At 74.6% G+C, this 25,585-nt stretch carries 21 protein-coding genes; 17 read left to right on the forward strand and 4 right to left on the reverse strand.

The window, feature by feature from the left end; translation table 11 throughout:
* Positions 1-1,231 precede the first annotated feature (1,231 nt).
* The 3 genes from ACQPXD_RS16970 (at position 1,232) to ACQPXD_RS16980 (ending at position 4,270) form a co-directional block, all read left to right on the forward strand.
* Positions 1,232-1,906, forward strand: coding sequence for an HAD family hydrolase (locus ACQPXD_RS16970; protein ID WP_432839457.1), 675 nt, complete (start codon positions 1,232-1,234; stop codon positions 1,904-1,906).
* Between the two features lie 92 nt (positions 1,907-1,998).
* Complete coding sequence (locus tag ACQPXD_RS16975; protein ID WP_432839459.1) at positions 1,999-2,778, forward strand: hypothetical protein; 780 nt, start codon at positions 1,999-2,001, stop codon at positions 2,776-2,778.
* 61 nt (positions 2,779-2,839) lie between these two features.
* Positions 2,840-4,270, forward strand: a complete 1,431-nt coding sequence (locus ACQPXD_RS16980) for a hypothetical protein (protein WP_432839461.1) — start codon at positions 2,840-2,842, stop codon at positions 4,268-4,270.
* Positions 4,271-4,280: 10 nt separating this feature from the next.
* Here ACQPXD_RS16980 and asnB read toward each other — a convergent pair whose 3' ends face one another.
* A complete protein-coding gene (gene asnB, locus ACQPXD_RS16985; RefSeq protein ID WP_432839463.1) occupies positions 4,281-6,116 on the reverse strand; it encodes an asparagine synthase (glutamine-hydrolyzing) in 1,836 nt (611 codons plus the stop codon).
* Between the two features lie 86 nt (positions 6,117-6,202).
* Entirely contained in the window at positions 6,203-7,399 is a 1,197-nt protein-coding gene (locus ACQPXD_RS16990; RefSeq protein ID WP_432839465.1) for an MFS transporter, read from the reverse strand.
* Between the two features lie 83 nt (positions 7,400-7,482).
* Here ACQPXD_RS16990 and ACQPXD_RS16995 point away from each other — a divergent pair, with 83 nt between their 5' ends.
* The 9 genes from ACQPXD_RS16995 to ACQPXD_RS17035 all read left to right on the forward strand — a co-directional run bounded on the left by ACQPXD_RS16995 (position 7,483) and on the right by ACQPXD_RS17035 (position 16,066).
* Complete coding sequence (locus ACQPXD_RS16995) at positions 7,483-7,668, forward strand: hypothetical protein (RefSeq protein WP_432839467.1); 186 nt, start codon at positions 7,483-7,485, stop codon at positions 7,666-7,668.
* A gap of 169 nt (positions 7,669-7,837) precedes the next feature.
* On the forward strand, positions 7,838-8,713 hold the full coding sequence (locus ACQPXD_RS17000; protein WP_432839469.1) for an ABC transporter substrate-binding protein: 876 nt from the start codon (positions 7,838-7,840) through the stop codon (positions 8,711-8,713).
* Positions 8,713-9,549, forward strand: a complete 837-nt coding sequence (locus ACQPXD_RS17005; RefSeq protein WP_432839471.1) for an amino acid ABC transporter permease — start codon at positions 8,713-8,715, stop codon at positions 9,547-9,549. The genes ACQPXD_RS17000 and ACQPXD_RS17005 overlap by 1 nt, the downstream gene beginning before the upstream one ends.
* The gene (locus tag ACQPXD_RS17010) at positions 9,546-10,292 is read left to right on the forward strand and encodes an amino acid ABC transporter ATP-binding protein (RefSeq protein WP_432839473.1); all 747 of its coding nucleotides are present in this window, start codon (positions 9,546-9,548) and stop codon (positions 10,290-10,292) included. Before ACQPXD_RS17005 ends, ACQPXD_RS17010 begins: the two co-directional genes overlap by 4 nt.
* 16 nt (positions 10,293-10,308) lie before the next feature.
* The gene (locus ACQPXD_RS17015) at positions 10,309-11,052 is read left to right on the forward strand and encodes an enoyl-CoA hydratase/isomerase family protein (RefSeq protein WP_432839475.1); all 744 of its coding nucleotides are present in this window, start codon (positions 10,309-10,311) and stop codon (positions 11,050-11,052) included.
* A 154-nt stretch (positions 11,053-11,206) separates the two neighbouring features.
* Positions 11,207-11,893, forward strand: coding sequence for a FadR/GntR family transcriptional regulator (locus ACQPXD_RS17020; RefSeq protein WP_432839477.1), 687 nt, complete (start codon positions 11,207-11,209; stop codon positions 11,891-11,893).
* Between the two features lie 96 nt (positions 11,894-11,989).
* Positions 11,990-13,402, forward strand: a complete 1,413-nt coding sequence (locus tag ACQPXD_RS17025; protein ID WP_432839479.1) for an FGGY family carbohydrate kinase — start codon at positions 11,990-11,992, stop codon at positions 13,400-13,402.
* Between the two features lie 17 nt (positions 13,403-13,419).
* On the forward strand, positions 13,420-14,790 hold the full coding sequence (locus tag ACQPXD_RS17030; protein WP_432839481.1) for an NAD(P)/FAD-dependent oxidoreductase: 1,371 nt from the start codon (positions 13,420-13,422) through the stop codon (positions 14,788-14,790).
* Between the two features lie 25 nt (positions 14,791-14,815).
* The gene (locus tag ACQPXD_RS17035; protein WP_432839483.1) at positions 14,816-16,066 is read left to right on the forward strand and encodes an NAD(P)/FAD-dependent oxidoreductase; all 1,251 of its coding nucleotides are present in this window, start codon (positions 14,816-14,818) and stop codon (positions 16,064-16,066) included.
* 568 nt (positions 16,067-16,634) lie between these two features.
* On the opposite strand, the gene ACQPXD_RS17040 is transcribed toward ACQPXD_RS17035, so the two are convergent.
* Positions 16,635-18,326, reverse strand: coding sequence for a hypothetical protein (locus ACQPXD_RS17040; protein WP_432839485.1), 1,692 nt, complete (start codon positions 18,324-18,326; stop codon positions 16,635-16,637).
* Positions 18,327-18,650: 324 nt separating this feature from the next.
* Here ACQPXD_RS17040 and ACQPXD_RS17045 point away from each other — a divergent pair, with 324 nt between their 5' ends.
* The 5 genes from ACQPXD_RS17045 to ACQPXD_RS17065 all read left to right on the forward strand — a co-directional run bounded on the left by ACQPXD_RS17045 (position 18,651) and on the right by ACQPXD_RS17065 (position 24,651).
* Entirely contained in the window at positions 18,651-18,944 is a 294-nt protein-coding gene (locus ACQPXD_RS17045) for a WXG100 family type VII secretion target (RefSeq protein ID WP_432839487.1), read from the forward strand.
* The gene (locus ACQPXD_RS17050; RefSeq protein ID WP_432839489.1) at positions 18,941-19,273 is read left to right on the forward strand and encodes a hypothetical protein; all 333 of its coding nucleotides are present in this window, start codon (positions 18,941-18,943) and stop codon (positions 19,271-19,273) included. The genes ACQPXD_RS17045 and ACQPXD_RS17050 overlap by 4 nt, the downstream gene beginning before the upstream one ends.
* Positions 19,263-19,964, forward strand: coding sequence for a WXG100 family type VII secretion target (locus tag ACQPXD_RS17055; RefSeq protein ID WP_432839491.1), 702 nt, complete (start codon positions 19,263-19,265; stop codon positions 19,962-19,964). The genes ACQPXD_RS17050 and ACQPXD_RS17055 overlap by 11 nt, the downstream gene beginning before the upstream one ends.
* 2 nt (positions 19,965-19,966) lie before the next feature.
* On the forward strand, positions 19,967-23,752 hold the full coding sequence (locus ACQPXD_RS17060; RefSeq protein WP_432839493.1) for an FtsK/SpoIIIE domain-containing protein: 3,786 nt from the start codon (positions 19,967-19,969) through the stop codon (positions 23,750-23,752).
* Between the two features lie 149 nt (positions 23,753-23,901).
* The gene (locus ACQPXD_RS17065; RefSeq protein WP_432839495.1) at positions 23,902-24,651 is read left to right on the forward strand and encodes an alpha/beta fold hydrolase; all 750 of its coding nucleotides are present in this window, start codon (positions 23,902-23,904) and stop codon (positions 24,649-24,651) included.
* A 4-nt stretch (positions 24,652-24,655) separates the two neighbouring features.
* Here the strand turns inward: ACQPXD_RS17065 and ACQPXD_RS17070 are convergent, their stop codons facing one another.
* Positions 24,656-25,543, reverse strand: a complete 888-nt coding sequence (locus tag ACQPXD_RS17070; RefSeq protein ID WP_432843880.1) for a WD40 repeat domain-containing protein — start codon at positions 25,541-25,543, stop codon at positions 24,656-24,658.
* Positions 25,544-25,585 lie beyond the last annotated feature (42 nt).

Genomic DNA, 25,585 nt, shown 5'->3' on the forward strand with positions numbered 1-25,585 from the left:
GGTCGTCGGCGCTGTCACTGTCACGGTCGTCGGCGCTGTCACTGACACTGACACTGTCACGGTCGTCGGCGCTGTCACTGACACTGACACGGTCGTCGGCGCTGACACTGTCACGGTCGTCGGTGCGGGCATCGTGACACTGTCACGGTTCAGCGCATCGTGACACTGTCACGGTCGTTGGCTCTGACCGTGACACTGTCACAGTTCGGCGCGCGGGCATCGTGACACTGTCGAGGTCGGGTCGGGTCGGGTCGGGTCGGGGTCGGGTCGGTGGCGCTGTGACGCTGTCGCCGGCAGGACGTCGGTGCTGGTCGCGGCGTTTTCCGGGGCGTGGCCGGGACGCTTCGCGACACTGTCACTATCACTGTCGTCGGCCCCAGGCATCGTGACACTGTCACGCTCTTCGGCTCCGACACTGACGTTGACACTGTCACGGTCCTGGTGCGGGCATCGTGACACTGTCACTGTCGTTGGCGCGCGGGCATCGTGACACTGACACTGACACTGACCTGGCGCAGGCATCGTGACACTGTCACCGTCGTTGGCGTAGGCATCGTGACACTGTCACGGTCGCCGCCCGATTTGGCGGGCCGCTGGCTGCGGCGGTCATAAGTCTCCGCGATCATGATGGACGCGCTCCGACACCACGGGTTTTCCATGATCGTGGAGACAATGTGTACCCATAGGTACAATATGGTTCCACGATCATGAGAAACCCGTGGTGTCGGAGCGGACGCGAGCATGATCGCGGAGACATAGTGCCGTAGCGCGAGCGATAGTGCCGTCGTAGTGCCGTCCCGGGCCGGGCAAGGGAAGATGCGGGGCTCGGGTCAGGTGCGCTCGTGGTTCAGGAGCGGAACCAACGGCGGGCGGATCGATCGAACGCTGCAGGATCAGGGGCGCGGTCGGCCGCCCGGGCGACGGTGCCGTCCGGCCGGACCGGCGCCGCGCCGAAGCCGAAGCCGAAGCCGCGGTGCATACGGCCGGGCTCGCCGAAGCGCACGGGCAGTATCACGAGGCCGCCGCCCGGCTGTGCGGCGCGCCCGGCGGCGCCGACCCGGAGGCGCGCGAAACTCACAAATCGGGCAGGCCGCCCTGGGTGGGGCGGTCGTCGCCGTGGGGACGGCAGGACCGCCGCGGTGACAATTTGTAACGTCGCGGGTGAATCTTGCGGGCGGTTGCCGTGGTTAGGATACCGGAGCTTCGAGCCGGTCCCTTACTAGGAGTAATCATGGCGTCTCCGTGCGCCCGGTTTTCCGGGGCGGTGCTGTTCGATCTCGACGGCACGCTCATCGACAGCGAGCCCGTGTGGGCGGCCGCCAACGGCCGGCTCGCGCGGTCGCGGCAGGCGTCCATGACCGAGGAGATTCTGCGGAACCTCAGCGGGCTCGATTCGACGCTGGCGATGCGGTACCTGCACGAGCAGTTCGGCTGGGTCGGGCTGGACGTGGCCGGCGACGTCGCCTGGGTCGAGAACCAGGTGCGGCAGCGCTACGCCCGGGGCGTGAACTGGCTGCCGGGGGCGCGGCGGCTGCTGGCCAAGGTGCGGGCCGAGGGGCTCGCGATCGGGCTCGTCACCTCGACGTACCGGACGCTCGTGTCGTACGTGCTGCGGGAGGCCGGGCCGGGCTGCTTCGACGTCGTGGTGTGCGGCGACGACGGCTGCGCGCCCAAGCCCGACCCCGAGCCGTACCGGTGGGCCGTCGAGCGACTGGGCCTGCCGGCGTCGGCGTGCGTGGCGGTGGAGGACTCCCGGCGCGGCGTCGAGAGCGCCAGGGCGGCCGGGTGCAAGGTCATCCAGATCGGCGCGTCCTGGAGCGCGGTGGCCGCCGACCGGCGGGTGGCGGCGCTGCGCGACATCAGCGCCGCGCAGGTCAGGGGCCTGATCGGCGTCGCGGTGTCCTAGCCGGGCCGGGTGGTGGCGGAGCCGGGCGGACCGCGTCGTGGGCTCGCGACGTACGATCCTGGCCGGCCGACTGCCAGGTGAGGAAGAACTCGATGAAGCTTGCATGGGGACGGGCCGTGGCGCTGGTCGTCGCGGCCTCGGTCATGTTCGGGGCGGCCGCCTGCGCGCGTGCGACGTGGAAGAACAAGGTGCCCCCGCCGAAGGACGTGCTGGTGAGTTCGCTGTCGGAGTACAACAAGGGTGTGTACGCGCTGGACTTTACGGCGCTCGACGGGCCGGGGCGGGCCGCCGTCGATTCGCTCGGGCAGCGGGCGTACGTCGAGCTCAACTCCAAGCGCCCGGACGCGTCGTACACCGTGGAGGTACTGCTCATCGAGCCGGACGCCTATGTGAAGCTGAACATGGGCCAGCTGGCCGAGCAGCCCAGCATGCGGCAGCTCAACGGCATGACCTGGATGCGCCTCGACCCGTCCAAGGTCAAGCACGCCAAGAGCCTGGGGCTGAAGGCCGACGAGACCGACCTGCTCGGCCTCAAGGCGATGCTGCAGAGCGCCCGCTCGGTGAAGCCGGACGGCGACCGCAAGTACACCGGCACGCTCGACCTCGCCAAGGGCGGGGAGTCGCCGCTGACCGACGAGGACGTGGTCAAGTCGCTGGGGGACAAGGCGGCCGGCGTGCCGTTCACCGCGGCCCTCGACTCCGACGGGCGCCTGCGGGACCTGGTCATCGGTGTCCCGGCGGCCGGCGACAAGCAGGCGCACCAGCTCAAGGTCAGCGTCACGCAGTACGGCGCGGCCGCGGTGCCGGCCAAGCCCGCGGCCAAATCCTTGGTGGAGGCGCCGGCCAAGGTGTACGAGACCCTCAACGGCTGATCGCGCGGGATGGTCGCGGCCGGGGCTCCCGGCGTGGCGCGGATCCACTAGGCTCCCGCAGGTGCATGCGACGTCCGTAGAAGAGCCGGCGACCGCCCCGGTCGCGGAACCTGGGCCCGACCTGCAAGAACGAGCGCCGCGCTTACTGGCGCTGCTGGAGTGGTCACTGACCGTCGCCGGGGTGGCCGTGCTGGTGCTCTTCCAGAAGCCGATGCTCATCGGCGACGGCTGGGTGCGCTACCGGGCCCTCGACGCGCTGCTGCACAATCCGCACCATCTGACCTCGGAGCGGTATTCGCTGGTCGGCCCGCTGTTCTCGACGCCGCTGTGGATCATCGGGTGGCTGACCGGCGACGCCGGGCGGGGCGTCGCGCGGTACAACCAGGTCCTCTTCACGCTCGCGCTGGTGGCGCTCTTCCTGCTGCTGCGCGGCCGGCTCAACCCGACCGTGCTGCGCCGGTTCCTGCTGGTGCTGGTCGGCGCGACCATGATCGCGCCGAGCGCGTTCAACTACTACGGCGAGATGTTCACCTGCGTCACGGTGGGGGTCGGCCTGCTGGCCGCGTTCGACCGCCGGCCCGGCCGGTCGGGGCGGATCGTCCGGTTCGCCGGCTGGGTGGCGGTGACCCTCGGCGTCGCGAACACCTTCGCGCTCCTGCCCGCGCTGGTGCTGGTCGCCGGCTGGCAGACGGTCCGCACCCGGCGGCTGCGCTTCGTGCTGCCGGTCGTGATCGCCGCCGTCATCGCGCTCGGCGAGAACTGGCTGCGCCGGGGCGGGCTGTTCATCACCGGCTACGAGATCGAGACCGTGCCGCACAACATGATGCCGTATTCCGGAAGGGCCGGCTTCCCGTATCCGCTCCTGCTGGGCGCGCTGTCGATCCTGTTCTCGTTCGGCAAGGGCCTGGTCTTCTACATCCCCGGCCTCATGCTCTACACGCGCCGGCGCTGGCTGGCCCGGATCTCCGATCCGAAGTCGATCGATCTGCACGGCGCCTACGTCATGTGGTACCTCTTCATCGCCGGCGGCGTGTGCGTCTACGCGAAGTGGTGGGACTGGTCTGGCGAGCTGTTCCACGGCCCCCGGTTCTTCCTGGTCGCGATCGTCCCCGGCTCGCTGGCGCTGGCCGTGTGGATCAGCGACCGCGCGCTGGGCCTGTGGGCCAACGTGGCCACGCTCGGCGTGCTGTTCCTGGCCTCGTGGGGGGCCGCGATCGCCACCGTGTTCGGCTACCGCCAGCCCCCGATCTGCATCGGCAACGGCTACGAGCTCGACCCGCTGTGCCTGTACACGCCCGACTACAGCCACCTGTGGTATCCGCTCTGGAGCGACCCGGTGATCACCCACCGGGCCGAGCTGGCGTTCGTCTACTACGCCGTGGTCTTCGTCGTCCTGGCGGCCACCCCGGTCACCACGCTGCTGCGCAACCTGCGCACCTGGTCGGCCCTGCAGGACTGGACCGTCCTCACTCCCCGCACCTGGCGGGTCTGACCGGCGCGGGTCAGTCCAGCGCCAGGCGGGTCGGGGTGCGCCGCAGCCACAGGTCCAGGCTCAGCGCCTGCTCCATCGACCGGCGGGCGGTGCCGAAGCCGTCGCGCTCGTAGGGCGCGGCGGCGAGGCCGGCCAGCCCGGCCGGGTCGAGCAGGGCGGCCGCGGGCGAGTCGGCGCCGAGGCGGACGGCGGCGTCGCGCAGTGCCCGCTCGTAGAGCGGATCCTGGGTCGACGGGTAGGGACTCTTCACCCGCCCGACGACCGAGGCCGGCAGCGCGTCGGCGGTGGCCGCCCGCAGCAGGCTCTTCTCCCGGCCGTCGAAGGTCTTCAGCCGCCAGGGCGTGTTGTAGACGTACTGCACCAGCCGGTGGTCGCAGAACGGCACCCGGACCTCGAGGCCGTGCGCCATGCTCATCCGGTCCTTGCGGTCCAGCAGGATCTGCACGAACCGGGTCAGGTGGACATACGACAGCTCCCGCATGCGCCGGTTGGCCGGATCGGTGTCGTCGCCGTGGTCGACCTCCGCGAGGGCGTCGCGGTAGGCGTCGGCCTGGTACTCGGCCAGGCGCAGCCGATCGACCAGGTCGGGGTGCAGCCCGGCGCCGGACGGCCCGCCGACCGTCAGCCACGGGAAGCGGTCCGCCTGGACGTACTCCGGCCGGTGGAACCAGGCGTAGCCGCCGAACACCTCGTCGGCCGCCTCGCCGGACAGCGCCACCGTCGAGTGCTCGCGCACGACCCGGAACAGCAGGTACAGCGACGTGTAGAGGTCACCGAAGGCGGACGCCAGGTCGGTGGCGCCGACGACGGCCGAGCGGGTGAGCGGGTCGATGAGCGTGGCCGCGGACAGCACGATGTCCTCGTGGTCGGTGCCCACGTGCTTGACGACGTCGTGGACGAACGGCGTGTCCGGGGTACCGCGCATCGCGTCGGGCTGGAAGTGCTCGGTCTGCCCGACGAAGTCGACGGCGAACGAGCGCAGCGGCCCGTCGCCGCGGGCGGCCAGCGCCGCCGCGGACAGCGCGGTGATCGCCGAGGAGTCCAGGCCGCCGGAGAGCAGCGCGCACAGCGGCACGTCGGCGATGGTCTGCCGGGCCACGATGTCGTCGAGCAGCTCGCGGACGGTGCGCACGGTGGTGTCGACGTCGTCGCGGTGCTCGGCGTAGCCGGGCCGCCAGTAGCGGCGGCGGTGCAGGCCGGTGCGGTCGACCCGGACCACCTCGCCGGGCTTGACCTCGTGCAGGTCGCGGTAGACGCCGTGGCCGGGCGTCTTGACGAAGGCGAGCAGCTCGCGCAGGCCGTCGGTGTCGACGACCGCCTCGGCCCCCGGGTGCGCGAAGATCGCCTTGGGCTCGGAGGCGAACAGCACCCCGTTGCCCGCGCCGGTGTAGAAGTACAGCGGCTTCACGCCCATCCGGTCGCGCACCAGCACCAGCCGTTCCCGGCGGGCGTCCCAGACGCCGAAGGCGTACATCCCGTTGAGCCGGTCCACGCAGTCCTCGCCCCATTGGACGTACGCGCGCAGCGCCACCTCGGTGTCGCTGTCGGTGCGGAACCGGTGCCCGAGCCCGCGCAGCTCGGCGCGCAGCTCCCGGTAGTTGTACACCTCGCCGCTGTACGTGATGGCGGCGACCGTGCCGCGGTCGTCCTCGACGGTCATCGGCTGCACGCCTCCGGCCAGGTCGATGACGGCGAGCCGGCGGTGGCCGAACGCCACGTGCTCGCGCACCCAGACGCCCTCGGCGTCCGGCCCGCGCAGGGCCATCGTGCCGGTCATCGCGCGCACGGCGGCGCGCTCGGCGCGCAGCTCGCGCGCGAAGTCGACCCATCCGACGATGCCACACATGTCTCATACCTCCCGCCTCGCAGGGCATGTTGCCTGCCCGGTACGAACGGGAGTAACCCAACGTGAGACCCGTGGAACACCCGCGGTTACGGCGCCTCCTCGGCCGGGGCGGGCCGGGCCGTGGCGGCGCCCGCCCGGGCGAGCATCAGCCGCCAGACGGCCAGCTGGACCAGTGACAGCACCAGCGCGAACGGCATCAGCGTGCGGATCCCGACGTGCTGGGCGAGCCAGCCGGCCAGCCACGGCAGGCCGGAGCCGCCGAGGACCGACACGCCGTTCATCACGCCGATCGCGGTGGCCACCAGCCGCGGCTCGACCACCTCGGGCACCACCGCCATCGCGGTCGGGAACAGCGGCGCCAGGCAGAAGCCCAGCAGCAGGAAGCCCGCCGTGGCGACCGGCGCGGCCGGCGCCGCCCAGATCAGCGCGGTGCTCGCGGTCACCCCGGCCAGGCAGGCGGTGGCCATGGTGGCCGGGGTGAGGCCGAGGCGGGTCGCCGCGGGGCTGATCACGAAGCGGCCGAGCGTGAGGCCGAACCAGTAGCCGCTGACGGTGTACCCGGCCGCCAGGGTCCCCACGGCGTGCACGCTGACGAGGAAGGTGAAGGCCCAGGTGCCGACGCCGATCTCGAGGCCGACGTAGACGGAGAGGAAGATCGAGGCGAACACCACCGCGGGGCTGCGCACCGCCTCGGCGAGGGTGCCGCGGCGCGGCTGCTCGCCGGGCCCGGCGGCCGGTTCCGCGGCGGTGCGCGGGTAGGCCACCAGGAACGCCACCGTGAGCGGCACCGCGAGCAGGCCGAGCACCAGCCACACCGCCGTCCACGCCTGGGTCTGCAGCAGCCACGCCGCGAGCAGCGGGCCGAGCAGCGCCCCCAGGCCGAAGAACGCGTGCAGCCGGTTCAGCAGCGTCGTCGCCCCGGGCAGCTCGGCCAGGTAGACGTTGAGGACCGACTCGAGCAGCCCGCAGCCGTAGCCGGCCAGCAGCTGCACCGCGACCAGCCCGGCGAACGGCGGCCGGGCGGCCATGCTCAGCGCCGCCAGGGCGAAGGCGGCGCCGCCGAGGACCAGCACGGACCGCACGCCGATCCGGTGCACGAGGGCGCCGGTGGAGGCGCCGGCCGCCATGAACCCGGCCGAGGTCGTGAAGAACGTCAGGCCGATCGTGGTCTCGTCGACGCCGTAGTCGGCGATCTGCGCGGGGATCAGCACGCCGCCGACGCCGGCGCTGAGGCCGACGAGGACGAACGCGAAGTACGACAGCAGCACCGGCGCCTTGGTCACATCCACGATGGTAAGGGGACGGCCAGCGCACCGGCGGGGCGTAAACCTATCTAAACGATAGGAATAATGGTAAGGTGACCGGCATGCGGCAGTTCCTGACCCTGCTGGCGCACCGCGCGATCGGGCTCGCGGACCGGCTGGCCCGCTTCGGCGCGCCGCCGCCCGAGGACGACGAGGCGGAGCCCTACGCACGCACCGCGGCCCAGGAAGCCCCGCTGCTGGCCGAGCTCGCGGTCGAGCTGCAGCTGCGCCGCATCGCCGGCCGCTGACCCGCGCCGCTCGCCGCGACCGTGCCGCGCGTCATCGGTGGCGAACGCGTGGCCGCGGTGCGGTTCAGCGCACAGACTTGCGGATGTGGAGCGTGCGGGCCGCCTCGACACCACCGGTCGAGAGGAAACACTGTTTATTCCTACCGGGGCAGTGGTTATCATCGCGGCCATGCGTCCCGCGACCCTCCTGTTCGCGGCCGGGCTGGCCTCCTTGATGGTGGCCGCGGCCGGCTGCGCCCCCGCCGACGAAACCACGGCGCCGGCCGCCTCGGCCGGCTCCACCTCCGGCGCCGCTTGCGCGCCCGCGCAGCTCAAGACCGTCGCCGCGGGCAAGCTCACCATCGGCACCGATGACCCCGTGTATCCGCCGTGGTTCACCGACAACAAGCCGGACAACGGCCAGGGCTTCGAGGGCGCCGTCGCCGCCGCGGTGGCCACCAAGCTCGGCTACGCCAAGGACCAGGTGGCCTGGACCCGGGTCACGTTCAACAACGCGATCGCGCCCGGGCCCAAGGCGTTCGACTTCGACATCAACGAGTTCTCCATCACCGACGAGCGCAAGCAGGCCGTCGACTTCTCCGCGCCGTACTACGACGTGACCCAGGCCGTCATCGCGCTGAAGAGCTCGAAGATCGCCGGGGCCAAGACTCTCGCCGACCTCAAGGGCGCCAAGCTCGGCGCGCAGGTCGGCACGACCAGCTACCGCGCCATCACCGAGGTCGTGAAGCCCGGCGCGCAGCCCGCGGTGTACAACAACAACGACGACGCCAAGCAGGCGCTGCAGAACGGCCAGATCGACGGGCTCGTGGTGGACCTGCCGACCGCCTTCTACATCACCAGCGCCGAGATCGACGCCGCCACCATCGTGGGCCAGCTGCCCCAGCCGAGCGGCACCCCGGAGCAGTTCGGCCTGGTCCTCGACAAGGGCTCGCCGCTGACCGGCTGCGTCAGCCAGGCCGTCGACGCGCTGCGCGCCGACGGCACCCTGCAGCGGCTGCAGCAGCAGTGGCTGTCGACCACGCAGGGCGCACCGACCCTGACCTGATGAAGAGTCCCTTACAACTCGAACGCGAGGCGTACCGCCGCCGGCAGACGATCCTGTCGGTGGTGGTCGCCGCCGTCTCCACCGCGGTCGTCGGCGGGCTGCTGTATGCGGCCGTCACCGGCTCGCCCGGCTGGCCGCGGGTCCGGCACAGCTTCTTCGACTGGCCCACCGCCCGCAAGGCGCTGCCGGCCGTCCTCGACGGGCTGTGGCTCAACGTGCGGCTGCTGGTGGTCTGCGCCGCCGCCGCGCTGCTGCTCGGGCTCGCCGCGGCGATGCTGCGCACGCTGCGGCTGCCGGTGTTCTTCCCGCTGCGGGCGCTCGCGGGCGGGTACACGTACACCTTCCGCGGACTGCCTCTCGTCATCACCATCTATGTCTTCGCGTTCGGCGTGCCGGGGCTGCGCCTGGCCGGCACGCCGCCGGTGCTGGTGCTCGGCGGCGCCGCGATCGTGCTGACCTACGGCGCCTACATCGCCGAGGTGTTCCGCGCCGGCATCGAGTCGGTGCACCCCTCGCAGCGCGCCGCCGCCCGCTCGCTCGGCCTGACCTACCGCCAGACGATGCGCCACGTCGTGCTCCCGCAGGCGGTCCGGCGGGTCGCGCCGCCGCTGCTCAACGACCTCGTCGCGATGCAGAAGGACGTCGGGCTCATCTCCCTGGCCGGGCCCATCGACGCCGTCCGGGCCGCGCAGATCGAGACGTCGACGTCGTACAACTACACCCCCTACGTCGTCGCCGGCGTGCTCTTCGTGCTGCTGGCCATCCCGCTCATCGCGGTGACCGACTGGGTCACCCTGCGCGCCGCCCGCCGCCAGTCCGGAGACCTCGCCCTATGACCCCCGTGCTGTCCGTCCGCGACCTGCACAAGGTCTTCGGCACCCGCCCGGTGCTGCAGGGCGTGTCCCTCGACGTCGCCGAGCACGAGGTGGTCGCGCTCATCGGCGCCAGCGGCTCGGGCAAGTCGACGCTGCTGCGCTGCGTCAACCTCCTCGAACCGGTCGACGACGGCACCATCCACCTCGATGGCGAGGACATCACCGACCCGCGGGTCAACCCCGACCGGGTCCGCCGCCGCATCGGCCTGGTGTTCCAGGCGTTCAACCTCTTCCCGCACATGACGGTGCTGCAGAACGTGACCCTCGCCCCGCGCCGGGTGCACCGGCGGCCCGCCGCCGAGGCCCGCGAGCGGGCGACCGCACTGCTGGCCCGGGTCGGCCTCGACGGGCTGGCCGGGGCCTACCCGGACCGGCTCTCCGGCGGCCAGCAGCAGCGGGTGGCGATCGTGCGGGCCCTGGTCAACGCCCCGCGGCTGCTGCTGCTCGACGAGGTCACCTCGGCCCTGGACCCGGAGCTGGTCGGCGAGGTCCTGGCGCTCATCCGCGACCTGAAGACCGACGGCATGACCATGGTGCTGGCCACCCACGAGATGGGCTTCGCCCGGCAGGTCGCCGACCGGGTCTGCTTCCTCGACGGCGGCGTGCTGGTCGAGCAGGGCCCGCCGGAGCAGGTCCTCGGCGACCCGGTGCAGCCCCGCACGCGCCAGTTCCTGCGCAGCGTCATCGACTCCGGGCGCCTCTGACAGTACCGTCGGGGTCATGATCGAGCTCGAGGAGCACGGCGCCGTCCAGATCGTGCGGCTGCGGCACGGCAAGGTCAATGCGATGGACCTGGAGCTGCTGGTCGCGCTCCGGGAGACGTTCGAGCGGCTGCGCGACGCGGCCGCCGTGGTGCTGACCGGCTCCGGCGGGTCGTTCAGCGCGGGCGTGGACCTGCGGCGGGTCCTCGACGGCGGGCACGACTACGCGGCCGCGTTCCTGCCGGCGCTGAACGCCGCCTGCCGGGCCGTGTTCGAGCATCCCCGGCCGGTCGTGGCGGCGGTCAACGGCCACGCCATCGCCGGCGGGTGCATCCTGGTCGCCGCGTGCGACCGGCGGTTCATGGCCGGCGGCACCATCGGCGTCAGCGAGCTGGCGGTCGGTGTTCCCTTCCCGACGGTACCGCTGGAAATCCTCCGCTTCGCGGCCGGCCCGGCCACCGCGGAGCTGGTCCTCACCTCCCGCACCATGCCGCCGCCGGAGGCCCTCGCCGCCGGGCTCGTCGACGAGGTCGTGCCGCCCGACGAGCTGCTGGGCCGGGCGCTGGGCGAGGCGGAGCGGCTCTCCCGGCTGCCGGCCGCCACCTTCGCGGTCACCAAGGAGCAGCTGCGCCGCGACACGATCCGCCGCATCGAGGCCGGTGAGCCCGCCGACGCCGAGCGGGTGCTGGCCGGCTGGACCAGCCCCGAGGTCCGCGCGACGATCGCCGGCTTCCTGGAGGCGCTCACCACCCGCCGGGCCTGAGCCGTTCCGCGGTGCGCGGGCACAGACTGGAGGTGTACTCGCCGAACTCCTGGACATGGGATGTCCGAGTGTGTCGAGCGCGTAAATTTGTGCGGAAGGCCGTACCGGCCCGGCCCCGGACGTGGGACGTTCAGCGGGGCAGGGAGGAGCGGGGATGGCCACGCGCGCGGGTGCGACGGTGCAGGAGCGGATCGTCGAGCTGATCCACGACCGGCGGCTCCCGCCCGGTGCGCCGATGCCGACCGAGCCGCAGCTGGTGGACCTGCTCGGGGCGAGCCGCAACAGCGTCCGGGAGGCCATCCGGGCCCTGCAGGCGCTCGGCATCGTGGAGATCCGCCACGGCTACGGCACGTTCGTCGGCCGGGCCTCGCTCGCCGCGCTGACCCCGTCGCTCACCTTCCGGGTGCGCACCGGCCCCGGCGGCGGCCTGCGCGCGCTGCACGACCTGGTCGAGGCCCGCGAGCTGCTGGAGACCGGGCTCATCGGCGAGGTCGTCGGCACCGTGAGCGAGGCGCGGCTGGCCGCGCTCGAGGCGCTCGTCACCGGCATGACGCACGACGCGGGCGCCGACCGGGCCTTCCACGCCCTGCTCTACGAGGGCTGTGGCAACGAACTGGTGCTTCAGCTGATCGCCTTGTTCTGGGACGTGTACCACGAAACCGGCGGCCTCCTCGCCCCGCCCGACGGGCGGGCCGGGCCGCACGGCACCGGCCACCGGCGCATCGTCGACGCGCTGCGCGCCCACGACCGCGACGCCGCCCGGGAGGCGATGCGGCTGCACTTCCGGGACGTGAAGCAGCGCATCGCCGAGGCCGGGGCCGGCGTCGCGGCCGTCGCCTGAGCCGGCTTGGGCTGGCCCAGGCCAGGGCGGGCGTCGCGCCCGGTGGCCGGGCAAGGCGCCGCGCCGGCCCGGCCGGATCGGTGACAGGATGGCGCGATGACCACCGTCCTCGCCATCGACCAGGGCACGTCCGGCACCAAGGCGGTCGTGGTCGACGGCGACGGCCGGGTGCGGGGGCTGGCCGAGCGGCCAGTGCATCCCGCGTACCTGCCCGGCGGCGGGGTCGAGCAGGACCCCGGGGAACTGCTCGAGTCGGTGCTGCGGGCCGGGCGGGAGGCCGTCGCGCGGGCCGGGCTGGCCGTCGACGTGGTCACCCTGGCCAACCAGGGGGAGACCGTGCTCGCCTGGGACCCGGACACCGGGCGGCCGCTGACCAACCTCATCGTCTGGCAGGACCGGCGCTCCGAGCGCATCTGCGCCGACCTCGCCGCCGACCGCGACCTTGTCGCCCGCCGGACCGGGCTGGTCCTCGACCCGTACTTCTCCGCGCCCAAACTGGCCTGGCTGCGCCGTACCGTCACCCGCGCAGGGGTCGTCACCACCTCCGACAGCTGGCTCGTGCACCACCTCACCGGGCGGTTCGTCACCGACGCCACCACCGCCAGCCGCTCGCTGCTGACCGGCCTCGACACCGGCGGGTGGGACCCGGAGCTGCTCGGGCTGTTCGGGCTGGACGGCGAAGCGCTGCCCGAGATCGTGGCGTGCGACGCCGTGGTCGGGCACACGACGGCGTTCGGCGGCGACGCCGCGGTCGGCGGGCTCGTCGTCGACCAGCAGGCGGCGCTGGCCGGCGAGGGCTGCCTCGCGCCCGGGGACGCCAAGTGCACCTTCGGCACCGGCGCGTTCCTGCTGGCCAACCTCGGTACCACCGCCACCCGGTCCGCCGCCGGCCTCGCGGCCTCCGTGGCGTGGCGGCTGCGCGGGGAGACCACCTACTGCCTGGACGGGCCCGTCTACACCGCCGCGTCCGCGGTGCGCTGGATGGAGGGCCTCGGCTGGATCCGCGGCGCCGCCGACCTCGACGACGTGGCCGCCCCGGACGCCGGCGGCGTGCTCGCCGTCCCCGCCCTCGCCGGGCTCGGCGCGCCGCGCTGGCGGCCCGACGCGACCGCCGCCATCAGCGGCCTGACCCTGTCCACCACCACCGGGCAGCTGGTCCTCGCGATGCTGCAGGGCATCGCCGCGCAGGTCGCGGAGCTCGGCGCCGCCGTCGAACGGGACCTCGGCCGGCCGCTGCGCCGACTGCGGGTCGACGGCGGCCTCACCCGCTGCCGCACCCTCATGCAGGCCGTCGCGGACCTGATGCAGGTCGAGATCGAGGTGTACCCGTCCGCGCACGCCACCGCGCTCGGCGCGGTCGCGCTGGCCCGCACGGCCGCCGATCCCGGCCTGATCCTCGCCGACGCCGTCGTACCGTGGGAGCCGGGCCCGCTCTACGCGCCCCGCTGGACGGCGACCGCGGCCGCCGACTTCCGGGACCGCTGGTCCGCGGCGGCCGATCGCGCCTGAAGGGGAGTACCACACCCATGATCTTCGACATCGCGGTCGTCGGCGCCGGGCTCGTCGGATCGGCGATCGCCCGCACGCTGTCCGGCCACCGCGTGTCGGTCGCGCTCGTCGAGGGCCGCGCCGACGTCGGCGACGGCACCAGCAAGGCCAACACCGCGATCCTGCACACCGGCTTCGACGCCAAGCCCGGCACCCTCGAGTCGCGGCTGGTGCGGCGGGGGTACGCCCTGCTGTCGGACTACGCGGCCGCCACCGGCATCCCGGTCGAGCGCACCGGCGCCGTCCTGGTCGCCTGGGACGCCGAGCAGCTGGCCGCGCTCCCCGGCCTGCTCGACAAGGCCGGGCGCAACGAATACCGGCACGCCCGCATCATCGAGGCGCCCGAGGTGTACCACCGGCTGCCGCACCTCGGCCCCGGCGCGCTCGGCGGCCTCACCGTGCCCGACGAGTCCATCACCTGCACCTGGACCACCAACCTGGCCCTCGCCGTCGACGCCGTGCGCCGCGGCACCACCCTGCTGCTCGGCCACCGGGTGGAGCGGGTCACCGTCGGCGCGGCCGACACCGTGCTGCACACCACCCGCGGCGACGTGCGGGCCCGCTGGGTGGTCAACGCCGCCGGCCTCGGCGGCGACATCCTCGACCGCCGGTTCGGCCACGACCGCTTCCACCTCACCCCGCGCCGCGGCGAGCTGATCGTCTTCGACAAGCAGGCCCGCCCGCTGGCGGACAGCATCGTGCTGCCGGTGCCCACCGCGGCCGGCAAGGGGGTACTGATCAGCCCGACCGTCTACGGCAACGTAATGCTCGGCCCGACCGCCGAGGACCGCACCGACCGCGCCGACACCGGCACCTCCGCGGAGGGCCTCGCCTCCTTGCTGGACAAGGGCCGCCGGCTGTGCCCGCCGCTGCTGCGCGAGGAGATCACCGCGACGTACGCCGGCCTGCGCGCCGCCGCCGACCGCGACGACTACCTCATCGAGCTGGACCCGGCGCGGCGGTACGTGCTCGCCGGCGGCATCCGCTCCACCGGCCTGTCGGCCTGCCTGGCCATCGCCGAGCACGTGGAGACGCTGCTGCGCGCCGCCGGCGCACCGCGGCTCGAACCGCGCGACGACCTGCCCGGCCCGCCCCGCATGCCCAACCTGGGCGAGGCGTTCCCGCGGCCCTACCAGGACGCGGCGCGCATCGCTGCGGATCCGCAGTACGGCCGGATCGTCTGCTTCTGCGAACGGGTCACCGCCGGCGAGATCCGCGACGCGCTGCACGGCCCGATCCCGCCCGCCACCCTCGACGGCCTGCGCCGCCGCACCCGCGCGATGAACGGCCGCTGCCAGGGCTTCTACTGCGGCGCCGAGATCGCGTCCCGCTTCGAGGCCGCGGCATGAGCGCGCTCGTGTGTTGCGGCGCGGCATGAGCAGCCTTTCGCCCGATGTCGTGATCGTCGGTGCTGGCCCGGCCGGGTTGCGCGCCGCGGCGGACCTGGCCGGCGACCTCGACGTGCTCGTGCTGGAGCGGGAGGCCGAGGCCGGCGGCATCCCGCGGCACAGCGAGCACCCCGGCTACGGCCTGCGCGACCTGCGCCGGTTCGTGGACGGCCCGCACTACGCCCGGCTGCTGCGCGACCGGGCCGCCGCCGCGGGCGCCACCGTGCTGACCGAGGCGACCGCCACCGGCTGGGCCGGCGAACGCTCCCTCGACGTGACCGCGCCCGGCGGCCGGATCCGGGTCGACGCGAGGGCCGTCGTGCTCGCCACCGGCGCCCGCGAGCGCCCCCGAGCCGCGCGGCTCATCCCCGGCGACCGCGCCCAGGGCGTGTTCACCACGGGCCACCTGCAGCAGTCGGTGCACCGCGGCCAGCACGAAGCCATCGGCCGGCGCGCGGTCGTCGTCGGCGGCGAGGCCGTGGCCTGGTCGGCGGCGCTGACCCTGCGCCACGCCGGCTGCCGCACCGTGCTCATGACCACCGAACACCGCCGCCCGGACGCCTACTGGATCTTCGCCGAGGCGGGCCGCGTCGCGCTCGGTACCCCGGTCGCGACCCGCACCCGGGTGGCCCGCATCGTCGGCCGCCCCCGCGTCGAGGCCGTCGAGATCGAGCACCTCGACACCGGCCGCCGGCGCACGATCGCCTGCGACACGGTGGTGCTCACCGGCGACTGGATTCCCGACAACGAGCTCGCCCGCGCGGCCGGCCTGCCGCTCGACCCGGGCACCCGCGGCCCGCTCGTCGACACGGCGCTGCGCACGCCGCGTCCGGGCGTCTTCGCCGCCGGCAACCTGCTGCACCCGGTCGACACCGCCGACGTGGCCGCGCTCGACGGGGCGGCCGTGGCCCGGCACGTGCGAGCGCACCTGGCCGGGCACGTCCCCGCCGCCGCGCACGTGGAGCTGCGCGTCGAGGCGCCGCTGCGCTGGGTGGCGCCGCAGCTGCTACGGCCCGGCGACCCCGAGCCGCCGCGGCGGCGCCTGTCGCTGTGGACCGACGAACTGGTCCACACGCCGACGATCGTCGTCCGCCAGGCCGGCCGCCCGGTCGCCGTGCGGCGCCTGTGGTGGCCCGCCGCTCCGGGCCGCGTCCTCCGCGTGCCGTCGGACGTGCTCGCGGGGATCGACCGGTCAGGCGGTCCGGTGACCATCGGCCTGCGCCGCTCGCCGCACTGAGGCCGAATACGGGCACCGGCAGGGCCGTGATGCGCCGCGTGCGGTCCGGGGGTGGCCGGCCCGCAGCTGCCGTGCTCCGCCCGCACCCCGGCACCGGCCGGCGCGACCCGGAAACCGGCACCGCCGGCGGCCATGCCGGGCGCCGCACGCCGCGCGGCACGGTGCGGCGACCGGAAGTCTCCGTGATCATGCGCACCCAGGCGTCGACACCAACGGTTTTTCATGATCGCGGAGCGCTGATGCACCCCTGTGTACCGAAGGTTCCGGGATCATGGCAAACCCGTGGTGCGGTCACGGCGGGCAGCATGATCGCGGAGACATACGTCCGCCCCGCCCTGGGGACGAGCTCAGGCGGACGGGGCCTGACCATACTGCCCCGGCCGTCCTCGGCCAGCAGGGTGACGTCCCGGTTGATCCGCAGCCGTTCGCGGTACATGCCGGACTGCACGACGGGCCGTCCCGGGACCCGGTTCAAATTTCGCTGAACCCCCGCCCGCCCCGCCCCGTCGTGCCGGGCATGCCGAAGCTCGCCCGGGCCGTGGGACGATCAAACGGTAACGGGCGCCGATCAGTCGGCGGAGAAGGACTCGAAGGTGTTGGGGCCGATCCAGGACTCCACCGGCGTGAAGCCCTTCACGTCGCGGTTCTCCACCCAGCCCACGCCGGCGATGTGCAGGGACCTGGGGTCGAGTGGGCCAGCGCTCTGCGCGCCCGCGCCGGTCGGCGGCGGCACCAGGTAGACCGCGCTGTCCTTGCCCATGTCGTGCACGTCGAACGAGCCGTAGCCGGGCAGCGCCGGCGCGTCCCAGCCGGCGTCGTAGGGCGTGTGGTCGTGCGCGAGGCCGCGCCGGCGGGCCTGGAAGCCAATGGTGTAGAGGCGCAGGCCGTCGGGGGTGACGAAGCTCGACTCGCGGGCCACCCCGGGCGCGTTGAAGCCGGTCGGATCGACGGGCGTGATGAGCACCAGGGAGTCGGGGCCGGTGCTGAGGTCCAGCCGCGCCGGGCCGTCGTTGCGGATCGAGACGCGCAGGCTGACCCAGCCCGACGGGACGCTCGCGGTCTGCCCGCCCTCGACGGCGGCGAAGTAGTGCCGCACGGAGATCTGCACGCTGCCCCGCGACCACCGCGTCTCCGCCTGCTCCAGCCGGGTGTCGGAGGGGGTCGGCAGCACGAACGGCAGCACCGGGGTGGCTGCCGGCGGCGGGCCGCCGGCCAGCGCCGCGACCGCGCCGAAGCCGAGCAGGGCGGCCGCCGCGCCGGCGCCGGTGAGCAAGGCCGGGCGGCGCCACCGCGGCCGGTGCGGGCCGGGGCCCGGGACGGGCGGGCCCGGGCGCCGCCGCGGCTGCTGCGGGCCGGCGCCCGGCACGGGCGAGGCCGGGCGGCGCCATCGGGGTGCACGGGGGCCGGGGCCCGGGCCGGGCGAGGCCGAGGCGGGCCGGGAGGGGAGCCGGTCGAGGGCCGCGTCGAGGGCCGATAGCCAGCGGGTGGCGCTGGGTCGCTCGCGCCGGCGCAGGCCCTCCAGGGTGAGCAGCTCCAGATCGGGTAGCCGGACCGCGTCGCGGGGCAGCGCCGGGCGGGCCGCCGGGGCGGTGGCGCCGTAGAAGGCCCGGTAGCAGACCAGGGCCAGGGCGCGCCGGTCGCTGTTGACGTCGGGCTGGTCGCGCAGGTCCAGGCCCGGGTCGTGCCACTCGCCGCGCGGCACGGCGATGTACTCGGCCGGCACCCGCACCGCGCCGAGCCGCACGTCGTCGCAGTCGATGACGAACACCCGGGGCCGCCCGCGCAGCGTCCACAGCAGGGTGGTCTCGCCGAGGTCGCCGTGCACGAGCTCGTGGCGGGCGAAGAACTCCAGCAGCTCGGCCAGGTCGCGCACCAGCCGGAGCCGGTCCGCCGGGCCCACCGGCCCGCCGCCGCCCGCCGGAGGGCGGATCAGGTCGCCCAGCTCCGCCACCCGGCGCTCGCCGCCCGAGCCGGCCCAGAAGTCGTCCGGGGCGGCGTTCATGAGGTAGCCGTGCGTCTCGGCGCCGCGCCCGACCCGCCGCAGCGGCCAGGCGCAGTGCGCGTCGAGGTAGGCGGCGTCGTCGGGCAGCAGCCCTTCGCGCCACCGGATCAGCCGGTCCAGGTGCGCGCCGTCGACCGGGCGGCGCCGGTACTCCTTGTAGAGCCGCTCGCCGTCCTGGCGGTACACCCGGCCGGTCTGCCCCGTCCGGCCGACGGGATGGTCGCGGTCGATCTGCTCGGGGTCGACGGGCTCAGGCATCGCGCTCCTCCTCGGCGCCCCCGCGGCAATTCCCCGAGGCGGGCCGGAATTCATTTTCCGGGCACCCGGAGGAATGCTCGAAGAATCGCGCTGGAAATTTGCCGTACGGCACGAAAATTCGGACATTAGCGGGCGCGCCGAGCGTTACGCCCTTTCCCCGCGGAGCCGGTGGTACCGCGCCAACCCGCGCCATCCGGCCCGTCGGGTCCGCATTTCGGAGGATGCCGTTCCGGCTCATTCTCGGCTCTTCTTGTGTCAGGTTTGACCAGACGTTGTACGACTAGACCTTAACGGCGCGAACAATGTTTCCCAAAGGGGCTCGCAATGACCGACTTCAGGGCCGAGACCGACAGAATCAGGGACACCGCGAACCAGGTGCGGGCCCGGGCCGACAGCATCGACAATGAGCTGTCGGCCCTCCGCGGCCAGGTCGGCGCCCTCGACGGCGCGTGGAGCGGACCGGCCTACGCGACCTTCCAGCAGCTCTACGAGCAGTGGGAGCAGCAGGCACAGCATTTGCACGCCACGCTCGCCGACATCGCCGAGCGGATGCACCGCATCGCCGAGGACTACGAGCGCACCGAGCACGGCGTCGTCAACGTGGTGCGCCCGTCGTGAGGATGGACGTCAGCACGGCCGGCCTGCGCGAGCTGTCGGCCGCCGTGGGCAAGCTCGACACGGACGTGACTGTGGCCCGGGGCATGGTGGCCGGGGCGGCCGGGCCGCGCGACGCCGGCGTGGCGGGCAGCCCGCAGACCGCCGCGCTGTACAGCGAGCTGCAGAACGAGTGGACCGCGGGCCTGGAGCGGCTCGCCGCGTCGCTGGGCGGCCTGGCCGCCGCCGTGTCCGCGGCGGCCGCCGCCTACGACCGGGCCGAGGCGGCCAACGCCGAGCGGGCCGGCGGGGCCGCGCAGGGCGCGGAGGGCGGGGCCGGGCATGGACGTTAAGTCTCTGGCGATGGACCTGATCGGCGGCATTCCGCAGCCGCCGCCTGGCGACCCGGTGCGCCTGCGGGCGGCCGCCGACCTGTGGACGAGGGCCGCCGACGGCCTGCAAGCCTCGACCACCGAGGCGCGCGGGCGGGTCCAGACGCTGGCCGCCCCCTGGACCGGGGTCTCCCGGGCCGCCTTCGACCAGCAGTGGGACACGCTGCTCAACGCCGCCGGGCACGCCGCCGAGGAGATGCACGGGCTGGCCGGCGTCCTGCTGCGGGCCGCCGACGGCATCGAGCGGGCGCAGCGCGCCTACGAGGTGGCCATGGGCGCCGCCGTCCTCACCGGCCTGGCCGGGCTGATCCCGGCCGTCGTCACCTTCGGCGAGTCGGAGGTCATCGCGCTCGAGGCGGCCGTGCAGGAACTGCTCGTCGCGGTCGGCATCGCCGAGGAGGCGGCGGCCACGGCCGCCGCCGCGTTCGGCGTGGCGGCGCAGGCCCTGCGGGAGATCGTCGTGTACTTCACGGTCGACCTCGCCGCCCAGGCCGGGATGAGCCTCGTCGTCGACCCCGGCCACAACCCGCTGGCCTACCTGGACCCCGGCGACGCCGCGCAGACTGCCCTCGGCATGGTCGGCGAGCCCAAGCCCGCCGGCCGCCGCGCGCACGCCGAGGAAGCCGGCGACGCGGCGACAGCGGCGGCCTGACCGTGCCACAGCCCTCGCCCGACCGCCGGCCGGTCCACCGCCGGGCCCGCGTGCTCGGCGCCCGCCCGGCGGTGACCGTCTTCGACCTGCCCGCCGTGCCCGCCGTCGAGTCGGCGAAGCCGCCCGCCTGGACCACCGTGCTGGTGCCGGTCCTGTCCACCGGATCGGTGGTCTTCTTCGGCATCGTCAGCGGCCAGCGGTACCTCATCTGGACCGGCCTGATCGTGAGCCTCGCCGCGGTGGTCACGCCGTTGCTCACGTTCCTGGCCAACCGGCGCGCCGTGGCCGGGCGCAACGAGCGCCGCCAGGCCCGCTACGGCACGCTGCTGTCCGACACCGCGGACCGGGTCGACCACGCCCGGCGGGAGATCCGCAAGGCGCTGCGCCAGGCCCACCCGGCCCCGGCCGACCTGCTGGAGTGGATCGAGGAGCACCGGCTGTGGGAGCGCCGCGCCGCCGACGAGGACTTCGCCACGGTGGCCGTCGGCATCGCGACCGTGCCCTCCGGCCTGCGCGTCGACGTCGCCGCGGCCGCCCCGGTCGACGCCGACCTGCCGCCCGGGCTCGACCGGCACGCCCGGGAGCTCGCCGCCGGGGCCGCCACGCTGGACGACGCGCCGCTGTGCGTGGACCTGACCGGCAGCGGCGTGCTCGGGCTGGAGGGGCCCCGGCCGCTCACCTCCGCCCTGGCCCGGGCGATGCTGCTCGAGGCGGTGGTGTGCTGCGGCCCGGACGAGCTGGCATTGCTGGTCGTCGCCGACGAAGGCCGGCACGCCGAGTGGGGCTGGGCGACCCGGGTCCCGCACGCGCTGCGCTGGACCGAGTCACGCACCGGCGCGGCGATCGCGACCGGCGCCACCGCGCCCGCCGCGCTGGCGCGGGCCGTGGCACCCCGCATCCGGCTGCGCGACGAGAGCCACGCCTCGGCCCGGGCGGCCGGCCTGCCGCATCTGATCATCGTCGTCGACGACTACGGCCGGGCCTATGCCGCCGACCGGCAGCCGCTGCTGCACCAGGCCGTGGCCGGCGCGGCCGGGCTTGGTATCACCGTGCTCACCCTGGCCGAGCCGCCGGGCGCGGCGAGCCCGGCCGAGGCGAGCGCCGTGCTGCGCCTGCGCCCCGGCGCCCGGTCGAGCCTGCAGCCGATCCGTCGCCCGGTCGCGGCGACGCCGTTCGCGGCGTGGGGCGCCGACGTGCGCACCGCCGACGCGGTGGCCGCGCGCGTCGAGGGGCGGTGGCCGGTCACCGACCTGACCTTCGCCCGCGACACCGGCGGCGACCTGCTGCTCGACCTGCTCGGCGCCCGCGTGGCCCTGGCCGGGCCGGCCCGCTGGGCCGTCCCGCCGCAGGCGCTGACCGCGACGCTCGGCGTGCTGGCCGACGGCGATCCCTGCCGGCTCGACCTGCGCGAGAGCGCCGTGGGCGGCGCCGGGCCGCACGGGCTGCTCGTCGGGGCCACCGGCTCGGGCAAGAGCGAGCTGCTGCGCACGATGATCACCTCGCTGGCGCTCGCCCACGACCCGGCCTGGCTGCGAGTCGCGTTCGTGGACTTCAAGGGCGGCGCCGCCTTCGAGGAGCTGGCCGGGCTGCCGCACTGCGCCGGGCTGGTCACCAACATCGACGACCCGGCCCTGATCGCGCGGATGCGCGCCGCCCTCGTCGGCGAGCTGCTGGCCCGCCAGCGGCTGCTCGCCGAGGCCGGGCCCGACGTGCAGAACATCCGCCACTACTGGGACCGGCGCACCCGGCGGCCGGACCTGCCGCCGCTGCCGTACCTGCTCCTGGTCATCGACGAGTTCGCCGAGCTCACCGAGGCCGACCCGGCATTCCTCGACGCGCTGATCTCGATCGCCCGCATCGGCCGCAGCGTCGGCATGCACCTGCTGCTGGCCAGCCAGCGGCTCGAGGGCGGGCGGATCCACGGCCTGGAGCCGCACCTGAGCTACCGCATCGCGCTGCGCACGTTCACCGCCGAGGAGAGCGTCACGGTCATCGGCTCCCGGGTCGCCGCCGACCTGCCCGCGGTGCCCGGCCACGGCTACCTGAAGACCGGGCCCACGCCGCAGCGCTTCAAGGCCGCGCAGGTGTTCCAGCCGCACGGCGCCGACGCCCGCTCCGACCTGGCCCGGGTCGTGGCCTGGACGATGGACGTGCCCCGCGCGCCGCAGTTGTGGCTGGAGCCGCTGCCCAACGCCGCGCGCCTGGAGTTCCTCCCGCTGGATCACGAGCGGCTCGACGCCGGCGTCGAGCCGGGCGGGGCGGACGCGGGACTGCCGGTCACCGTCGGGCTGCTCGACGACCCGGCCCGGCGGGTCCAGCCGCCGGTGCTGTTCGACGTCGCCGGGCCGGGCGGGCATCTCGCGGTCGCCGGCGCGCCGGGCTCGGGCAAGAGCTCCGTCCTCGCGGTCGAGCTGCTGCGCGCGGCGCTGGCCCACCCGGCGTACCTGCTGCGGTTCTTCGTCCTGGACTTCGGCGGCGGGGCGCTGGCCGCTGCCGCCCGGCTGCCCAACGTCGCCGCCTACGCCACCCCGCAGGAACCGAACCGGGTGGCCCGCATCCTCACCGAGGTCGCCGCCCTGCTGGACCGGCGGGCCCAGGAGTTCCAGCGCGACGGCGTCACCGGCATGGCCGACCGGCGCCGCCGCGCGGCCGTGGCGCGCAGCGAGTCGCAGCAGGCCCACACCGTGCTGATCGTGGACAACTTCGCGGTGTTCGAGGCGCGCTGCCCGGAGCACGCCGACGTGATCGCCCGGGTCCTGAACGAGGGCGCCGGCTTCGGCGTGCACCTGCACGTCGCCACGCCCCGCTGGAGCGACCTCGGCCCGCGCCGGCTCGACCAGATCGCGGCCCGCTTCGAGCTGCGGCTGCTCGACGCGATGCAGACCGCGCACAGCCGGGCCCTGGCCGCCACCCTCGCCGCCGCCGGCCCCGGCCGGGCGCTCGGCCCGAGCGGCCTGCACGTGCAGTTCGCCGCGCCGTTCCACGCGGCGTCGCGGGCCGGCGGCCCGCGGTCGCTGAGCGCCACCGTGGAGCGGGTCGCGGCCGAGGCGGCGGCGCTGCACCCGGGGGTGGCCGCCGAGCCGCTGCCGCTGCTGGAGGATCTGACCGCGGCGCGCTTCCACGCCGCCGAGCGGTCCGCCGCCGGCGGGCAGGTCGTGCTCGGCGTCGACGAGGCCGGCTTCGCGCCGGTCTGCTTCACCCCTGGCCGGGACGGCAACCTGCTTTACCTCGGCGACCCGCACACCGGCCGGACCACCGGGCTGGCCCGGCTGCTGGCCCGGGTGAGCGAGGCCGGGCTCGCCGACGCCTACGTGGTGGACCTGCGTGGCGACCTGCTCGCCGCGGCGCCGCCGCCGACCGCCGCGGCGACGTCCACGGAGGAGGTGGAGGCGCTGGCGGCCGGCCTGCGCCGCCGCCTGGACGCCCGGCTCGCCGGCGCGCCCGGCGACGAGCACCCGGTGTTGCTGGTCGTGGACGACGCCGAGCTGCTGCAGGCGGTGTACAGCATCGGCAAGGTGAACCCGCTGGGCGCCCTCGCTCCGCACCTGATGCTCGCGCAGCGCCTGGGCTTGAGCGTCGTGCTCAACCAGCTGCCGGCCCAGGCGATGACCCGCGACCCGCTGGTGATGCGCGCCGTCGAATCGGGCGCGGCCCGCCTGCAGTTCTCCACCGTGCCCCGCTACGACCTGCCGACCGGCTTCTCGGGCCGCCTGCTGCCGCCCGGCGTGGCCCGGCTGATCCGCCCCGGCCGCCCGGAGGCCCTGCTGCGGACCCTGCCCCCACGCTGACCACATGGATGCGGGCCGGAAACTTGGGCTGAACCTCGGGCCGCCCCGCCGCGTCGTGCCGGGCATGCCGAAGCTCGCCCGGGTCGTCGTCGCCTGTGCCGCCGCGGCGCCTGGCGGCCTTGAGACGCCGAGGGTGGCAGACTCCAGGGATGGACCAGGGCCAGGACCTCCGGGTGCGCGGCGGCGGCGAGGGTGACCCGTTGCTGCTGTTGCTGCACGGGCTGGGCGCGACCGGTGCCGTGTGGTCCGGGTGGGGGCCGATGCTGGCGCACCGCTGGCCCGGGCGGTGGCTGGCGCCCGATCTGCCCGGTCACGGCGGGTCGGCGGCGCTGTCCGTGTACACGTTCGATGCGCTCGCCGAGGCGGTGCGCCCGCTGACGGCGCCGGCGGGCCGCACCGTCGTGCTGGGGCACTCGCTCGGCGGCGTGGTGGCCCTGGCGCTGGCCGCACGGTCCCCGGTGGCGGCGGTCGTCGGGCTGGGCATCAAGGTCGCCTGGAGCGGCGAGGAACTGGACCGCGCGCAGGCGCTGGCCCGGCGCCCGGTGGCCTGGTTCGGCTCGCGGGAGGAGGCCATCGCCCGGCACCTGCGGGTGTCCGGACTGGCGGATCTCCTCCCAGACGAGGATCCCGCGGTGCAGGACGGCATCCGCGAAGAGGACGGCCGGTGGCGGCTCGCCCTGGACCCGCCCGCGTTCGGGGTGGGTGCGCCCGACATGGCCGGCCTGGTGGCGCGGTCGACGTCGCCGGTCGTCCTGGCCCGGGGCGAGCGCGACCGCTTGAACACCGATGAGCAGCTCGCGCGGCTGGGTGTTCCGGTCGTCACGCTGGCCGGGTTGGGTCACAACGCCCACGTGGAAAGCCCGCAGCAGTGCATGACGCTGCTGGAGGCGTACTCGTAAGGGCTCAGGCGGGGATGCGGTAGACGTGGGCCGTGCCGTCGCGGGCGCTGACGCAGATCCCGGCGCCGTCGGCCAGCCAGCGGCACCGGAGCACCGCGGGGCTCGGGGTGCGGGTCGTGGCGAGGGTCGCGCCGGTGGCCGCGTCCCGGATCAGCACGAGGCCGTCGGTGCCGGCGCTGGCCAGCCGGGTGCCGTCGGGGGAGACGGCGACCGCGGCGGCCCAGCCGGCGTGCCCGGGCAGGGCGGCGAGCTGGCGGCCGCTGCCCGGGTCCCACAGCCGGACCGTGCCGTCGAGGCCGCCGGTGGCCAGCCACGCCCCGCCGGGCTCGACCGCGGCCGAGAGCAGCCCCTCGGCGCTCAGCACCCGGCGGCTGCGGGCGGTGGCCACGTCGAGGATGCGCACCCGCCGGTCCGAGCACACCGCGGCCAGCCAGGCGCCGTCCGGTGCGATCGCGAGGGCGTCGGCGTTGGCGCGGTTGATCCGCACCGTGGCCAGGCACCGGCCGGTGTCGATCTCCCAGGCCTGGACCACCTTGAGCAACCGGGTGACGAGCATGGTGCCGTCGGGGGAGAAGGCCGCACCTCGCGTGTAGGCGTGGGCCGGCAGGTGCGCCCGGTCGCGGTCCGCGACCGGGTCCCAGATCCGCACGGTCCGGCCCTCGATCCTGGCCAGCCAGACGCCGTCGGGGGACACGTCGGACACCTCATGGCCGGAGGTGTCGGTGTCGACGGTGAACGCCGCCCGGCCGGTGGCGGCGTCGACGACCTCGTCGACCCGCCCGGCCGGGGTGTCCACGCTGGAGATCAGCCAGGTGCCGCCGGCGTTGCCGGTCAGCTCGGGCCGCTGGGTCAGCGGCGGATCGGCGCCGACCGTGCCCAGCAACAGGGTCATCGTCACCGCGCCACCGTACCGGTCACTCCGGCAGGCCTTCGC

The organism is Dactylosporangium sp. CA-092794 (assembly GCF_050948465.1).
Classification (GTDB): domain Bacteria; phylum Actinomycetota; class Actinomycetes; order Mycobacteriales; family Micromonosporaceae; genus Dactylosporangium.

Excerpts from the sequence above, each read along its gene's own strand:
- ACQPXD_RS17045 (WP_432839487.1), top strand. The coding sequence starts at position 18,651 with ATGACCGACTTCAGGGCCGAGACCGACAGAATCAGGGACACCGCGAAC.
- ACQPXD_RS17020 (WP_432839477.1), top strand. The coding sequence starts at position 11,207 with ATGGCCACGCGCGCGGGTGCGACGGTGCAGGAGCGGATCGTCGAGCTG.
- ACQPXD_RS17055 (WP_432839491.1), top strand. The coding sequence starts at position 19,263 with ATGGACGTTAAGTCTCTGGCGATGGACCTGATCGGCGGCATTCCGCAG.
- ACQPXD_RS16995 (WP_432839467.1), top strand. The coding sequence starts at position 7,483 with ATGCGGCAGTTCCTGACCCTGCTGGCGCACCGCGCGATCGGGCTCGCG.
- ACQPXD_RS17065 (WP_432839495.1), top strand. The coding sequence starts at position 23,902 with ATGGACCAGGGCCAGGACCTCCGGGTGCGCGGCGGCGGCGAGGGTGAC.
- ACQPXD_RS17040 (WP_432839485.1), bottom strand. The coding sequence starts at position 18,326 with ATGCCTGAGCCCGTCGACCCCGAGCAGATCGACCGCGACCATCCCGTC.
- ACQPXD_RS17070 (WP_432843880.1), bottom strand. The coding sequence starts at position 25,543 with ATGACCCTGTTGCTGGGCACGGTCGGCGCCGATCCGCCGCTGACCCAG.
- ACQPXD_RS16975 (WP_432839459.1), top strand. The coding sequence starts at position 1,999 with ATGAAGCTTGCATGGGGACGGGCCGTGGCGCTGGTCGTCGCGGCCTCG.
- ACQPXD_RS16970 (WP_432839457.1), top strand. The coding sequence starts at position 1,232 with ATGGCGTCTCCGTGCGCCCGGTTTTCCGGGGCGGTGCTGTTCGATCTC.
- ACQPXD_RS17035 (WP_432839483.1), top strand. The coding sequence starts at position 14,816 with ATGAGCAGCCTTTCGCCCGATGTCGTGATCGTCGGTGCTGGCCCGGCC.
- ACQPXD_RS17030 (WP_432839481.1), top strand. The coding sequence starts at position 13,420 with ATGATCTTCGACATCGCGGTCGTCGGCGCCGGGCTCGTCGGATCGGCG.
- ACQPXD_RS17000 (WP_432839469.1), top strand. The coding sequence starts at position 7,838 with ATGCGTCCCGCGACCCTCCTGTTCGCGGCCGGGCTGGCCTCCTTGATG.
- asnB (WP_432839463.1), bottom strand. The coding sequence starts at position 6,116 with ATGTGTGGCATCGTCGGATGGGTCGACTTCGCGCGCGAGCTGCGCGCC.
- ACQPXD_RS17025 (WP_432839479.1), top strand. The coding sequence starts at position 11,990 with ATGACCACCGTCCTCGCCATCGACCAGGGCACGTCCGGCACCAAGGCG.
- ACQPXD_RS17005 (WP_432839471.1), top strand. The coding sequence starts at position 8,713 with ATGAAGAGTCCCTTACAACTCGAACGCGAGGCGTACCGCCGCCGGCAG.
- ACQPXD_RS17010 (WP_432839473.1), top strand. The coding sequence starts at position 9,546 with ATGACCCCCGTGCTGTCCGTCCGCGACCTGCACAAGGTCTTCGGCACC.
- ACQPXD_RS17015 (WP_432839475.1), top strand. The coding sequence starts at position 10,309 with ATGATCGAGCTCGAGGAGCACGGCGCCGTCCAGATCGTGCGGCTGCGG.